This is a genomic window from Caloranaerobacter ferrireducens (assembly GCF_001730685.1).
GTDB classification, from domain to species: Bacteria; Bacillota; Clostridia; order Tissierellales; family Thermohalobacteraceae; genus Caloranaerobacter; species Caloranaerobacter ferrireducens.
The window spans coordinates 275,409-290,094 of record NZ_MDJR01000001.1 but is presented as its reverse complement, the minus strand read 5'-3'; the positions used below and the strand labels follow the sequence as shown (position 1 = coordinate 290,094).

The window sequence follows — 14,686 nt, the reverse complement described above, 5'->3', positions numbered from 1 at the left end:
TATTCATATGTTCATCTGTGTATTATTATATACCCTTTTTTTCGAAAATACAACTATATTTTTTGATTTAAAAAAATCCTCTGGAATGTAAATAATAAATTTAAAATCCTCGGGTTATCTACCCGAGGATTAATTTCATAACTATATAATTTACTCTTTTTCAGTTAATAACTTTATCTCATCCCTATATCCCTCAAGCTCATTAGGAGTTTCTAAAATAAATGGTAAATCTTTTAGCTGAGGATGATTTAATACGTTTAAAATGGCTTCAAGCCCTATAGTTCCTTTTCCTATTTTTTCATGTCTGTCTTTCCTACTGCCAAACTCTTTCATGCTATCATTTAGATGTATAGCTTTTAGTTTATCAATACCTATAATTTTATCAAACTCTTCTAAAACATTATCCAGTTCATTAACTATATCATACCCTGCTGAATATATGTGGCAAGTATCTAAACAAACTCCTATCAGTTCAGAGTATTTCACTTTATCAATTATATTCTTTATTTGCTCAAATGTATAGCCTACCTCTGTTCCCTTTCCAGACATTGTCTCCAATAAAATCATAGTATTTTCATTGCCTGTAATTATCTCATTAAGTCCTTGAGCTATTCTTTCTATTCCATAGTCTATCCCCTTACCAAGATGATTCCCTGGGTGAAATGTAAAATATGGACAAGGAATACTTTCTAATCTCTCTAAATCCTCTTTAATCACTCTTTTTGCTAAATTCCAAGTATCTTCTTTATGAGAAGCAAGATTAAGTATATATGGAGCATGAGCTACTAATGGACCAAATTTATGTTCATTTAATATATTTTCAAATTTCTTTATATCCTCCATATCTAGTGCTTTTGCTTTTGCACCTCTAGGATTTCTTGTAAAGAACTGAAAAGTATTAGCTCCTATGCTAATTGCAACTTCTGCAGCCTTTGAATAACCTTTAGAAATCGTCAAATGACATCCTAAAAACATTAATATCACCTCTAATATATCTTCTTTTTATCAATATAGTTAATTAATCTTTTTCTTACAAAACTTCTTAAATATTCTTCATCAAAATAACTTACAACTCCGTTTTCCTTCTTAAAATCATACCCGAACACTTTCGAATATTTATCTAACCTTCTTAGCCTCTTTATATGTTCTTCGCTCATTCTAAATACTCCAATATTAACATCTCTTATAGCCTCTGATGGCATTTCTGTAAATACTTTATCTATAAATTTACCATAAATCGCTTCAAACCCTTTAATTTTCATGATAGGTTCAAGAGATATCCTTACTTTTAAACCCTTTGAAATAGCTAACTTTATGTCATTTAGCCTTGCAGTAAGGCTAGGTGTCTTATATTCAAAATTATCAATTATTTCTTGAGGCGATAGAGTCCAAGCAAATATAACATTTGCTGGTATTTCTAAATCTTTAATGCTTCTAAAATTGCTGCTCTTAGTTCTTATCTCTATAAGTAAATTATTATGCTTACTTGCAAATTCAATCCATTTTCTTACAAAACCAGTTATATTCTCAAAAGCTAATATGTCTGAGTCGTATGAAATACATATATATGCTCTTTTATCTTTAATTGTTTTATTGATTTCTTCAAAAAAATCTTCTATATTAACAAAAATTACAATATTAGAAGATGAATACAAACCTCTTAAATAGCAATATTCACAATTATAAATACAATTAAATATATTTGAAGAATAATAAAATGAAGTTTCTCCAAAATCTTCACATAAAGATGAACCTTCATACAAACAGTTACTAGTTTTTTTAGCCAATATCAATTTAGGGGACTTTTTTTGAATTATAAAATTTTGTCTTGGTCTGTTGAAAACATCTTTGTAATTTTCTATTTCTACTACCTTGCTGTTTGGAAATTTACTTAATATTTCTAAGGTTATATGATGATTTAAAACTTCTTTTTCTACATATATGTGTGAAAAACTATTCATAAAGCTTGTTGATAAGTTTCTTGAACTCTCTTTTACTTTCATTTTTATCTTGCACCCTTACGTTAAGTATATTTTTTATAAATTCTGGACTTTTACTTTCCCTTATTTTATATCCAATATAAGCCTTGTTAAACTGAATTTTTTGGTTTTCTGTTAAATTAAGTATTAAGCTTATCTTATCTATCATTTTTTTATCCCAAGCATTAAGTAAATCCTTTTTTACGAAACTGTTTTTCATTTTATTTATGTAATCATCTATTGTTAAAATATTTTTTTCTATCAGATTCTCAACAAATTCGCTTGTCAATCTTACGCCATCTAAATGGTCAGAAACGATTTTTACAAGCTGAATTTGGTGAGGAGAAAAAAACTTTGATGAAGCCTTAAAAAAACCACTTCCCTCCATATCACATATATCTTTTATATCAAAATCAACCACTGGTTTTGAAAAAGTCTCTAAAGTACCTTCTTCAAATTGATGGTTAATCAATATATCAGGATAATAGTCTCTGCCTGTTTCAATATCATGAATTTTATTTACAAGTACTACCTCTCCAATTTCTCTACTTCTGCTTCCGCAAATACCTATATTTATAATAATATCTTCATCAGAAATACCATATTTAGAAACAATATGTGCTAAAGCTATTGCAGAATTTATTTTGCCTATACCAGATATGATTAACTTTATATCTTCATTTTCGAAAACTTGAAAAAACTTATTTTCATTAACCCTTTTTAATTTATAAAAATTTATTATTGGTTTTGCTTCATTATAAAATGCACAAATAAAATATAACATAACTATCACCCTAAATTAAGTACTATATATAGCATTATAGCATAAAACCTTAAGTGTCAATCAAACTAAATCTTCATAAAATGAATAATATACATAACGCTCATAATAGTTTATTTTTTCAATTTATTATCTAAAGGGGGATTTTTATGTTTCAAAGCAAAACATATACTATATCAAATATTCGTAAATATGTTGTAGGTTTAGATAAAAAGGTAATCTTAAGGAATGGTAAAAAGGCTAGATATATCAATTTTGACAATGCAGCAAGTACTCCAACCATTAAGCCAGTTCAAGATAAAATAAACGAATTTTTACTATGGTATTCAAGTATCCACAGAGGAACTGGATATAAATCTAAAATATCAACTGAGATTTATGACAAAGCACATGAAATAGTTTTAGATTTTGTTAATTGTGATAAAGAAAAAAACGTATCTATTTTTGTTAAAAATACAACAGAAGCAATAAATAAGCTCTCATATAGATTAGCTCTCTCTAAAGAAGACATAGTAATTACTACTTTAATGGAACATCATTCTAATGATTTGCCTTGGAGAAATAAAGCTAAGACACTACATGTAAATCTACTTAAAGATGGTAGACTTGACCTAGACGATCTAGAGATAAAATTAAAAACCCATAAAGGTAAAGTAAAATTAGTTACCGTTACAGGAGCTTCAAATGTAACTGGCTATGTAAATGATATTCATTATATCGCTTCACTTAGTCACAGATATGGAGCTATGATACTTGTAGATGCTGCTCAACTTATCCCTCACAGGAAAATCAATATGAAAGGATATAAAGATGATGATTATATTGACTTTCTAGCTTTTTCAGCTCATAAAATGTATGCACCATTTGGCACAGGAGTTCTAATTGGCCCTAGAAAAATATTTAAAGAAGGTTCACCTGAATACGTAGGAGGAGGAACAATTATAAGCGTAACAAAATATAATCAGATTTGGGCTAACTTACCAGACAAAGAAGAAGCAGGTACTCCTAATGTTGTCGGTGCCGTTGCACTTATACAAATAATCAAAGTATTAGAAGAAATAGGAATGGAAAACATAAAAGAACATGAAAAAATATTAACAACCCATTTACTAAATAAACTTAAAGCTCTTCCTAATATAAAAATTTACTCTGTTTTTAAACAGTCTGAAGACATGGTTGGAGTAGTTACTTTTAATGTATCAAACATACCTCACAATCTATTGGCTTCATTACTATCTTATGAAGGTGGAATAGGAGTTAGGAATGGTTGTTTTTGTGCCCATCCATATATTCATTATCTACTAGGACTTAGTCAAGAAGAAATAGCAAAACTCCAAAAGGAATTACTAATGGGTAATTTAAAAAATACACCTGGCTTAGTTAGAGTAAGTTTCGGAATGTATAATAATTTGGAAGAAATAGATAGTTTTATTGAAAAATTAGAATATATTATCAGTAACAAAAATAGTATTATAAAAGAGTATATATATAATAAAAAAATTAATGAATACCAACCTAGTATTCTTCCAGAAAATATGTTTAATGACTTTAATTTGTAATATGAAAGATTAGAGTTATTTTATGTATATTAAATATATGATATAATTTAGATAGCTTAAAATAACTTAAGAGAAAGGAAAAGCTAAAATATGTTAGAAAGAAAACTTTGGAGAAAGTTTGATTATATATTATTTATAACAATAGTTTTATTATGTATATATGGTTTCATAGTAATTGCAAGCGCAACTTCTAAAACTAAAGGAAGCGATATACAATTAGGCATAAACTTGTTAAAACAACTTATTAAAAACCCTTTTCTTAAAACTCAAATCACTTCATTTGTATTAGGTTTAATAGCTATATTTATTTTAATCTTATTTAATTATGACACATTTGGTAGATTATATCTTTTAATATATGGATTCTGTAATCTTTTATTAATAGCAGTTTTACTGTTTGGAACTGGTGAAGAAGCTTGGGGTGCTAGAAGCTGGTTATCTATTGGAAGTTTTAGTTTCCAACCTTCAGAGATTGTTAAAATAGGTATTATAATCTCCGTAGCAAAGTTTATAGACAATAATAGAGAAAAAATTAATGACCTTTTTACATTATCCAAAATACTTATGTTTTCTTTAACCCCGGTTGCATTAATTCTTATGCAGCCTGATTTTGGGACAGCCACTGTTTTTATGTTTTTCATCTTAATAATGTTATTTGTAGCAGGTCTCGATATAAAATATATTTTGTATGCTGCTGGTTCTGGACTACTAAGCTTTCCTATTTTATGGTTGTTTTTACTAAAGGATTACCAAAAAGAGCGTATTAGAGTTTTTATTGATCCTAGTCGTGATGCAATGGGATCAGGTTATCAGGTTATACAATCAAAAATAGCAATTGGTTCTGGTAAAATACTTGGTAGAGGTCTTTTCCATGGAGTACAAACACAGTATGGCTTTCTACCTGAGAAACATACCGATTTTATATTTGCTGTAATTGGTGAAGAGTTAGGATTAATAGGAGGACTTATTTTACTTTTGCTTTACTTTATTATGTTATATAGACTTATAGTAATCGCCAAAAACTCCAAAGACCTTATGGGATCTTTGATAGTTATAGGTATAGCTTCAATGATTACTTTTCACATTATAGAAAACATAGGAATGACAATGGGATTGATGCCTGTAACAGGTATACCTTTACCTTTCATTAGTTATGGTGGTACTTTCTTATTGGCAAATCTAATAAGCATTGGATTAGTTCTCAGTATTGGAATGAGAAGGGACAAACTAAATTTTTAAGGGATGCTTAAAACATCCCTTTTTAACTTATAATATTTTCAACTGATTCTCTTGTAAAAGGCTCTTTAGCATAAATATGTCCCATCAAACTTTCTACTTTCTTACCATCAACTAAAAACTGTACTTTATCTATATAATCTAGCTCTGTTAACGACTTTACAATAGATGCAATAAAAAATACTTCTTCTGTTGAACCACCATGTAATCCACTGCTAGAAATATTAACTTTAGCAATGCTATCAACAACCTCTACTCCTAGTATCTGTATATGTGGAGCTATCGTTCTTCTAAGTTTTTCATTTTTAGGACCTTGTTTAAGCTTAGTTAAAATAATTTCTTCTAATGGTTCTTGGTCTATTTGTACCTTTATTTTCTCTGCTACTAAATTCATAAGCTTATCATCAGCAAAATATAATGTTATATCTTTTTCTTTTATTTCCTCAACATCTTTTTTATTGTTATCTATATCTTTATTTCCCTGACTACAGGCAGCTAGATTAAATATCATTAGAATAACCAGTACAATAACTGAGAATTTCTTTATCATAAATATACCTCCAATCACAAGCTAACTCTTTATCTTTATTTAATTATACCACTTTTTCTTTAGTTTATGTTAATATTTTAGGTACTAGGTACTAGGCATACAAAAACTACTAGCTCATTTGAGCTAGTAGCCTTATTCTTTGTAATTTTTAATGTAATCTATTATTATGCTATATACATCATCGTCATAAGATATGTTTTCTGGCAATCTATCAAATAATTTTACCAAATCCGTTTCACTCCATCTCGGCTTAGGATTAAACTTCTCAACTTTCCCTATAAATATAGCATATTTTAATATCTCATTTTCTCTTTGTACTGTATAATACCCAATAGATTGTATTTCTGATAACTCAGCTCCCGTTTCTTCATAAGTCTCTCTAGTAGCACACTCTAATACAGTTTCTCCTTCTTCTCTTGTACCAGCAGGAAATTCCCATCCTCTTCTCTTAGGATGATAGGTCATAACTAAATTCCCATTATAAAATAGTACTACTAAAGCTCCATTTGAATCCTCTAGATTATTTTTAGCTTCTTCTGATAAAAAAATTTTAATGTCTCCACTATGTCCTTTAATTTCATAAAATTTTTTCAAATTTATCACCTACTATCTTTAAATTATCTTTATAGAATTAATTTATGAAATATACTCCATAAAAGTACATAAGTTTACATATCTATTTTAAACAAAAATTTTCTGTATATTCTGATTCTTCTAATGATTTCGGCGTATAAAAAAAGATTTCCTGCTTAATCAGGAAATCTTTCTAAAAAATACTCAAGTTTAACTCTCTAGACAATTCTTTTAATACTTCGTACCCACCTATAGAATTACCTTTTTCATCTAATGCTGGTCCATATACACCAATACCCATTTTATGAGGTACTGCAGCCATAATTCCTCCACCAACCCCACTTTTAGCTGGAACTCCAACTTTTATCGCAAACTCACCTGATGCATTATACATTCCGCAAGTAACCATAAATGTCTTAACTATTCTAGCTATATGCTCAGAAACTATCTTTTCAGATGTGTGTGGTACTCTTCCTTTGTTAGCTAAGAAAAGTCCTATCTTAGCTACATCGACACAATCTACTTCTATTGAACACTGCTTGAAATATACATCAAGAATTTCCTCTACATCCCCTTCTAATATTCCAACATCTCTCATAAAGTAAGCCATAGACCTATTTCTATCACCTGTTCTTTTTTCAGATAAATATACTTCTTCATTAACTTTTAAATCCTCATTACCAGTTATTTTTTTAAAAAGACTAAGTAGCCTTTGAAATTTCTCCTCTCCATCTTTCCCTTTTATTAAAGATGCTATTGCAATTGCTCCTGCATTAATCATCGGATTTAGTGGTTTTGATGGGTTTATCATTTCTAGTTTTACTATTGAATTAAATGCATCTCCTGTAGGTTCCATTCCAACTTTTTTGAATACTTCTTCTTCTCCATTATCCATTATAGCTAACATTAAGGAAATCGTTTTCGAAATACTCTGTAGTGTAAATTTAACATTATATTCACCTGCAGTATAAATATTACCTTGCATGTCAGCTACACAAATTCCTAAATGCTTTGGATTTGCTTTACTTAATGCAGGTATATATGTAGCTACCTTTCCTTTACTAGTTATCTCTCTATTACTTTCTATTATTCTATTTAGTAATTCATTCAATTATCTCATCTCCTATCTTTATTATACACATAATAAAGATAGTACAAATAAAAAGAATAGTCAATAGGACTATTCCTCAGACTGTTGACAACCTTACCTTTTTAAATATTTATGAAAATAAAAGTGAATGCTTGAAAGAATTTAGTTAAAAAACTAGGTGAAAATTTTAAAGAAAATCCGTAGGTTTGACAGGATGTCAAACCAGCATCCTACAAGACAGAACGTCTTGATTAGGTGCGTTAGGATTTTCTAAGAATTTGAACCTTTAGTTTTTTCTAAATTCTTTCGCATGAGTGTTATTTTCATATATAATTTATTTTGTCTACAAACTCAGAGATTATCAATAGGACTATTCCTTTCTAAAACAACTACCTCCAATGAACTCCCTTAAAATGGAAGTATTTGGAATTATTGATTCATCATCTATATCTTTAAAATAACTTAAAAACTTTAATAATCTTTTAGCTTCTGCATAATATGGTACATCTCTACTAACCTTCTCCAATAAAGGTATCGCATATTTTTTTAATACTGCTAATTCATATACTAAAGCTGAATTAAACATAACATCTGCTTGTTCTTGAAATGGAAATATATTTCTTTCTTCTCCTCTTCTAACAGAATCCCATAACCCAAGAGTCTTCTCAGCATCATTTCCTCTATATTTACTATCTCTTACAATTCTTCTTATAAGTCTTAAATCAGTAGTTGGGATTCTATTATGTGAATCAATATTAAGCTGAGTCAATGCACTTACATAAATCTTAAACTTATTATTTTTAGGTATAGCTGAAGTCAATTTATCATTAAGACCATGAATCCCTTCTATTATTATTGGTTGATCCTTTTCTATTTTTAGTATCCTGCCTCTATATTCTCTTACTCCTTTAATAAAATTATATGTTGGCAAATGTACTTCTTCACCAGCAATAAGCCTTAATAAATCTTCATTAAATTTTTCAATATCTATCGCTTCAATCGATTCAAAATCATACTCTCCATTTTCATCTTTAGGAGTATTCTCTCTATCGACAAAATAATCATCCAATGAAATAGAGATAGGCTTTTTTCCGCTAGTCTGCAATTGAATCGATAGTCTTTGTGCAAAAGTAGTTTTACCAGATGAGGATGGTCCAGCTATTAGGATTATTCTTTTATCTTCGTCTTCGGCTATCTTATCTGCTATATATGCAATCTTTTTCTCATGTAATGCTTCAGATATTAAAACTATATTCTCTATAGTACCATTTAATATTCTTTCATTTAAATTACTAACATATCCTATATCTAAAATATCTCCCCAAGTTTCTGCTTCTTTAAAAACTTTGGCTAATTTATTCTGCTGCTCAAACTTAGGGATTTTAAAATTACTTTCTTTTCTTGGAAACATTATTATTATTCCAGGATGATAATATATTAAATCGAAACTATTGATATATCCAGTTGAAGGTGTTAGATAACCATAAAAAGAATCATAATAATCTTCTAAACTGTATAAATGCATTTTATCTTTATTTAAGTTTTTTATTAAATTTACCTTATCAACCATTTTCTGCTTTGTGAAAATTTGTATTGCTCTATCAATACTAATCAATTCTCTTTTTATTTTTATATCTTTACTAATAATCTCCTGCATTCTAGTTTTTATCTTTTTTACATCATCTAATGTAAGATTATTATCTTTATGTATTTCACTATAAAGCCCTTTGCTCAATGAATGTTCTATTGTTATATTGGCATCTTCAAATAAATCTTTACAGGCCTTTATATAAATAAAAGAAAGAGTTCTTGAATATATCCTCAATCCATCTTTATGAGTAATATCCAAAAGCTCAACACTACAGTCACTTATTAAAGGATACTCTAAGTGTCTTACTTCATTCTCAACTATAGCACCTAAATACTTTTTTTCATCATCTGCTTTTATTAATTTTATTATCTCAATAATTTTTATACCTTTATTAAAAGTAAATTCTCCTATACCTTTTAATTTAACTTTAATCTTTTCTACCATTTTATTCCCCCCTTAACATTATATTTAATACCCAAACAATTAAGTATATAACATACTTCAAAAAAATAGTTCCTGTAAACAGGAACTATTTCATTGGTCTACTTGGTTCTGAAATACTTGATAGTGCATCTCCTGCTTCATTCACATATATATCTCTTACAGCAAGGTCACCAATTGATAATATACCTACAAGTTTACCATTTTCAACAACAGGAAGTCGTCTGATTTGATTATCAGCCATAATTCTTGCTGCTTCGTGGATATCTGTATCTGGAGAAACAGAAACTACATTTCTTGTCATAACACTCGATACAGGTGCAGAATTGTCTCTTCCAGATGTTAATCCTCTAACAACAATATCTCTATCTGTTACTATACCAATAGGTCTGTTAGAACTGTCACATACTGGAATAGAACCAACGTTTAAACTTTTCATCTGGTCTGCTACTTCTTTTATAGTACTGTTTTCCCTAGCAACTGAAACATTAGTAGTCATTACTTCTCTTACTTTCAAACTTTTCACCCTCCTTGTGATTACTCACAATTAGGATATGCAAAAAAATTATTTTTTAAACGTATCAAAAAATTCTACATGTATTTTGTATCAACCAAATAATTCTTTAATAATTTTTTTATATAACTCATCTAATTTAGCAGTAAAACTTTTACCATTTAAATATGATAAGTACTCATCTAATCCATTAAATTCTATTTTATATGAATGTAAAAACTGGCTATCTAAATTATATTCTTCCTTGAAAAATCTGTTTGTAGTAATATCTCCATATTTTATATCTCCAATAATAGGATGCCCTAAATAAGATAAATGAGCTCTGATTTGATGTGTTCTTCCAGTAATCAAATTTATCTCAAGTAAACTATATTTATCATTGCTTTTCAAAACTTTTATCCCTGTTTCAATCATTTTTGCTCCATTTACATAGTTTTGAAAAATATTTGCTTTATTTTTTTTCGCATCCTTTAACATATATCCTTTTATATTAAAATCTTTCTCTATTTTTCCTTTAACAATACATTTATAATATTTTTTTATTTTTTTCTCTCTTATAGCCTTATTAATTAATTGTAATGCTGTAAAGTTTTTAGCTCCAATTATAATTCCACTTGTATTTCTATCTAGTCTGTTACATATAGATGGTGCAAAAGTCTTTTCCTCATTAGGATTATATTCACCTTTACTGTATAAATAACTTATTAACATATTTACAACATCATTTTTACTGTCTACTCTATCAGAATGTGATAATAATCCTTTAGGTTTATTTATTAAAATAATATTTTCATCCTCATATACTATATCTATATCTACTCTATTGTTTTCTATTTTAATTTCTTCCTTAAATTTATTTATAGTATCTTCAGCTAAATATAAACTTAACACATCTCCTTCTTTAAGAACGACACTTGGTTTTGCTTTCTTACCATTTAGCTTTATTCTTTTTTTTCTCAGCATCTTATATATAAATCCTTTAGAAGCTTTAGGCATATATTTTTTTAAAAATCTATCTAATCTTTGATTACTTTCATTTTTACTTATTATTACCTCTTTCATAATCGTCTCCTTTCTCATTTGTAGAATAAGCTAAAATTATCTATATTATTTTCTCTATTTAAACATTATTTCTTTCAATTGTCAACAAATTACAAATCCATATCAGTTCTATTTATTGAAATTATACCACCTAATATGATATCATTTTGTTAGAAAATAATATTTGGGGTGACTAAATTGAACAATTTTATCGAAAAATTTAAAGACTTTCTATACGATATCATAGATTATATAATAGTAATTGGAGTAATAGTTATAGTTATTGGAATTATCGGTTGGAGATTAGATATTCTATTTGCAGACAACATAGTAAAAACTCCAATAATTAGCTCTGAAGATACAAATAATAGTAATATTACATCTATTAACGAAAATACTTCTATAGATATGTCTGAAAAAAATATATCAGAGAATCCGATAGATGATACTGAAATAAATAATTCAACACAAAATGATAATCAAGATAACCAAATAGATTCTAATAAATCAGACAAAGATACAAATTTAAACGATACACAAAATACTAAAATAGTTGTTATTGACATACCAAAAGGTTCTTTAGGTCCTACTATTGCTGAAATATTATTAAGAGAAGGTTTAATTGACAGCAAAACCGAATTTTTAAACAGAGCTAAAGAATTAAAACTAGATACAAAACTTAAAGCAGGTAGCTTTAAAATTGAAAGTAATAGCTCATTAGATAAAATAATAAAAATTATTGCAGGAGCAATTTAGAGCCTAAGTAATATTAATATTACTTAGGCTCCTTAATTTTAGTCAGCTAAAATCTAAGATATGAATTTCCATCTAATGGTATTAATACTTGTAATGGTGGCTCTTGCCTTGACAACCCTACAAAATATATTGAATAAAACTTATCTGATGTTAACGATGCATTTGGAACATATAAAATCCTTTTATTAGTTCCTGCTAAATAAATATCAAAACTATAGGTTGCAGGAGCTAACAAAATATAATTTGTTATTTGCTTATAACCTATATTAGAAAATAGAACAGCACCATTAGAAAGTCTAACATCTACTGGTGGTGTATCTGGTGATAAATGGATAAATCTTAAACATACTTTTCCCATCGGTATAGGCAATCTCGGATCTAAAATAGGATATAAAGATATATCTTCTAACTTTCCAATAACCGATACAGTAAAAATAGAACCTGGCGGAATATTTATATCTGTATCGATTAAAACCTTAGTTCTGTTACCTGCTGGAAAAACTTTAATATTATATCTACCATGATAAACAGGAAAATATTCTGTAAAATCTTTATAAGAAAGATTTGTAGATACATCTTTGTTATTCATTAGAATATCTATATTAGATGTGCCTGGAGAAGCATGTAAAAAACGTACGTATGAATGCATCCTATTCATAGGATTGTAGCAAAAATTTGGATTATAACCCCATTCATACATCTAAAATCATCTCCCTAAAAAAGAATTTACCTACTGCTAGTACAATATATGCAGTAGGTAAATTTTTGCAACTAATATTTTTCATTTATATAACTATCAATTAGTGATTTTCTTACGCCTTCCAAAAAAACCCCTTCATCTTTAAGAATTTTTAAAAGCCATGGACTTTTAGAATGTAAAATTGCATTTTCATAATCCTTTAAATCTATTTCATATAACTTATCCTTAAGAAACTTAGACTGTACTTTAATAAAATATGCCTCTACATTTTGAAATTTTAAAAACCTAAGTAGTTTTAATGTAGCTCTGTCCTTTAAATTATAATAATAATTCGCTTCATCAATACAAGCTCTATAATAATCAAAATGCCTATTTCTTTTTTTTATATCCATTGCCGTCATGTAATAATATTTCGCCAACATATTATAGTACTGATAATTATACATACCTTTTTCAAAACTATCTATCCTACTAAATGGTTTAACATTCATTTTTTGTATATATTCAAAATTTAATTTTAAAAATTCTCTTTTAGTTATATCACCATTAATATATTGAATAATAAGTGCATCTCTATGATTAAAAAACTTATCAAATAAACTTTCTCTTTTACAATATGCCACAACTAACACCCTATCTAATAATTGCTGTTTAAACTGTAATTACATATTAATTATACCATAATTCAAAAACATCTTATCAGTAATAATTTACCTCTTTTTTAATTTTATTTTACTGCTTACCATAGCATATGATAATGTTAACATTAAAAATATTAAAACATATACGTTAAGCTCATACTTTATTGTATATAAAGAAGTTATAGCCAATATACCGCCTGATAAAGTTATCGGTATTCCGATATATATACCATCAAAATCTATAACATTATATCTCGCTAACCTGTAAGCTCCAGCAATAGCAAATAGAATTGTTATTATTATACCTAAAACACCTATATCAATAAGTTGACTATGCCAAATTAATATTGCTGGAGCAACTCCAAACGAAATTAAATCACACAGAGAATCTAATTCTTTACCTATACTTGAAGTTGCATTAAACTTTCTTGCTATTTTACCATCATATCTGTCTAATAAAGCTGCTAATAAAATAAGCAAAGAAGAAATATAATAGTTATCTTGAATAATATACAATATTGCTAATATTCCTAATGACAGATTTAAAAAAGTAAATAAATTTGGGATATACCCTTTAATTTTCATCTTTAATCACTCCAATTACTGTTATTCCACCTTTTACGACATCGCCTTCCTTAACTTTTAATTCTACTTTATCCATTGGAATTACAACTTCTGTACATGAACCAAACTTAATTAGGCCATAAAGCTGACCTTGCTCTACAACGTCTCCTATTTTAACCCAACTAACTATTCGCCTTGCAATAAAACCAGTAATCTGATGTACTAAAACTTTAATATTCCCATTGTTTAGTCCTACAGTGTTTCTCTCATTAATTTCAGAAGCATGGCTTTTAAAAGCAGGTAAAAACTTTCCTGGTCTATAGTTTATATATTCAACTTTACCTGATATTGGAGTTCGGTTTACATGCACATTAAATAAAGATAAAAAAATACTTACTTTAACAGCTTTACATTTAAGATAGTCATCTTCATTAATTTCAGTTATGCTTAGAATTTTACCATCTGCTGGTGATAAAATAATTTTATCGTCTTTTTTTATTTTTCTAGGCGGATTTCTAAAAAAGAATGTTACAAATATCAAAAAAATAAATGGTATAATTGCCGCATATATACTTATAAATCCAGTTAAAATAGTAATAGCTAACAATAATAAAATATAAGGAAATCCATCAGGTGAAATAATAAAATTCCTCATTTTAGACCCCTTTCT

Annotated in this window: 16 protein-coding genes; 3 read left to right on the top strand and 13 right to left on the bottom strand. The window is 27.9% G+C overall.

The annotated features are described in order from the left end of the window. Window positions 1-150: 150 nt before the first annotated feature. The 3 genes from BFN48_RS01405 to BFN48_RS01395 are packed head-to-tail and all read right to left on the bottom strand — an operon-like array spanning window position 151 to window position 2,763. Window positions 151-975 carry a deoxyribonuclease IV gene (locus tag BFN48_RS01405; RefSeq protein ID WP_069649092.1) on the bottom strand — a complete coding sequence of 275 codons (825 nt, stop codon included), beginning with the start codon at window positions 973-975 and terminating at the stop codon, window positions 151-153. A gap of 11 nt (window positions 976-986) precedes the next feature. Continuing rightward, a complete protein-coding gene (locus BFN48_RS01400) occupies window positions 987-2,003 on the bottom strand; it encodes an SPL family radical SAM protein (RefSeq protein WP_207644681.1) in 1,017 nt (338 codons plus the stop codon). Further along, window positions 1,954-2,763 carry a 5'-methylthioadenosine/S-adenosylhomocysteine nucleosidase family protein gene (locus BFN48_RS01395; RefSeq protein WP_069649091.1) on the bottom strand — a complete coding sequence of 270 codons (810 nt, stop codon included), beginning with the start codon at window positions 2,761-2,763 and terminating at the stop codon, window positions 1,954-1,956. Before BFN48_RS01395 ends, BFN48_RS01400 begins: the two co-directional genes overlap by 50 nt. 146 nt (window positions 2,764-2,909) lie before the next feature. On the opposite strand from BFN48_RS01395, the gene BFN48_RS01390 reads away from it, so the two are divergent. Together BFN48_RS01390 and rodA are read left to right on the top strand one after the other, a co-directional pair. Next, window positions 2,910-4,319 (top strand): aminotransferase class V-fold PLP-dependent enzyme, encoded by a 1,410-nt coding sequence (locus BFN48_RS01390; protein ID WP_069649090.1) that lies wholly within the window; start codon window positions 2,910-2,912, stop codon window positions 4,317-4,319. 90 nt (window positions 4,320-4,409) lie between these two features. Beyond that, window positions 4,410-5,558, top strand: coding sequence for a rod shape-determining protein RodA (gene rodA / locus BFN48_RS01385; RefSeq protein ID WP_069649089.1), 1,149 nt, complete (start codon window positions 4,410-4,412; stop codon window positions 5,556-5,558). Between the two features lie 22 nt (window positions 5,559-5,580). Here rodA and BFN48_RS01380 read toward each other — a convergent pair whose 3' ends face one another. The 6 genes from BFN48_RS01380 to BFN48_RS01355 form a co-directional block, all read right to left on the bottom strand. Beyond that, on the bottom strand, window positions 5,581-6,105 hold the full coding sequence (locus BFN48_RS01380; RefSeq protein ID WP_069649088.1) for a GerMN domain-containing protein: 525 nt from the start codon (window positions 6,103-6,105) through the stop codon (window positions 5,581-5,583). Between the two features lie 132 nt (window positions 6,106-6,237). After that, complete coding sequence (locus tag BFN48_RS01375) at window positions 6,238-6,699, bottom strand: NUDIX domain-containing protein (protein ID WP_069649087.1); 462 nt, start codon at window positions 6,697-6,699, stop codon at window positions 6,238-6,240. 172 nt (window positions 6,700-6,871) lie between these two features. Then, window positions 6,872-7,789, bottom strand: a complete 918-nt coding sequence (gene glsA, locus BFN48_RS01370; RefSeq protein WP_069649086.1) for a glutaminase A — start codon at window positions 7,787-7,789, stop codon at window positions 6,872-6,874. A gap of 349 nt (window positions 7,790-8,138) precedes the next feature. Next, window positions 8,139-9,803, bottom strand: a complete 1,665-nt coding sequence (locus BFN48_RS01365; protein ID WP_069649085.1) for a nucleoside kinase — start codon at window positions 9,801-9,803, stop codon at window positions 8,139-8,141. A gap of 85 nt (window positions 9,804-9,888) precedes the next feature. Continuing rightward, window positions 9,889-10,326 carry a CBS domain-containing protein gene (locus tag BFN48_RS01360; protein WP_278287281.1) on the bottom strand — a complete coding sequence of 146 codons (438 nt, stop codon included), beginning with the start codon at window positions 10,324-10,326 and terminating at the stop codon, window positions 9,889-9,891. 81 nt (window positions 10,327-10,407) lie between these two features. Continuing rightward, window positions 10,408-11,394, bottom strand: a complete 987-nt coding sequence (locus tag BFN48_RS01355) for an RluA family pseudouridine synthase (protein ID WP_242863190.1) — start codon at window positions 11,392-11,394, stop codon at window positions 10,408-10,410. Window positions 11,395-11,553: 159 nt separating this feature from the next. On the opposite strand from BFN48_RS01355, the gene BFN48_RS01350 reads away from it, so the two are divergent. Further along, entirely contained in the window at window positions 11,554-12,111 is a 558-nt protein-coding gene (locus BFN48_RS01350) for a hypothetical protein (protein ID WP_069649082.1), read from the top strand. Between the two features lie 46 nt (window positions 12,112-12,157). Here BFN48_RS01350 and BFN48_RS01345 read toward each other — a convergent pair whose 3' ends face one another. The 4 genes from BFN48_RS01345 to BFN48_RS01330 form a co-directional block, all read right to left on the bottom strand. Continuing rightward, window positions 12,158-12,769 (bottom strand): DUF4397 domain-containing protein, encoded by a 612-nt coding sequence (locus tag BFN48_RS01345; RefSeq protein WP_242863189.1) that lies wholly within the window; start codon window positions 12,767-12,769, stop codon window positions 12,158-12,160. 113 nt (window positions 12,770-12,882) lie between these two features. Next, the gene (locus BFN48_RS01340; protein ID WP_069649080.1) at window positions 12,883-13,434 is read right to left on the bottom strand and encodes a DUF6648 family protein; all 552 of its coding nucleotides are present in this window, start codon (window positions 13,432-13,434) and stop codon (window positions 12,883-12,885) included. Between the two features lie 87 nt (window positions 13,435-13,521). Beyond that, window positions 13,522-14,037, bottom strand: coding sequence for a CDP-diacylglycerol--serine O-phosphatidyltransferase (pssA, locus tag BFN48_RS01335; RefSeq protein ID WP_069649079.1), 516 nt, complete (start codon window positions 14,035-14,037; stop codon window positions 13,522-13,524). After that, the gene (locus BFN48_RS01330; RefSeq protein WP_069649078.1) at window positions 14,027-14,671 is read right to left on the bottom strand and encodes a phosphatidylserine decarboxylase family protein; all 645 of its coding nucleotides are present in this window, start codon (window positions 14,669-14,671) and stop codon (window positions 14,027-14,029) included. Before BFN48_RS01330 ends, pssA begins: the two co-directional genes overlap by 11 nt. Window positions 14,672-14,686: the final 15 nt, after the last annotated feature.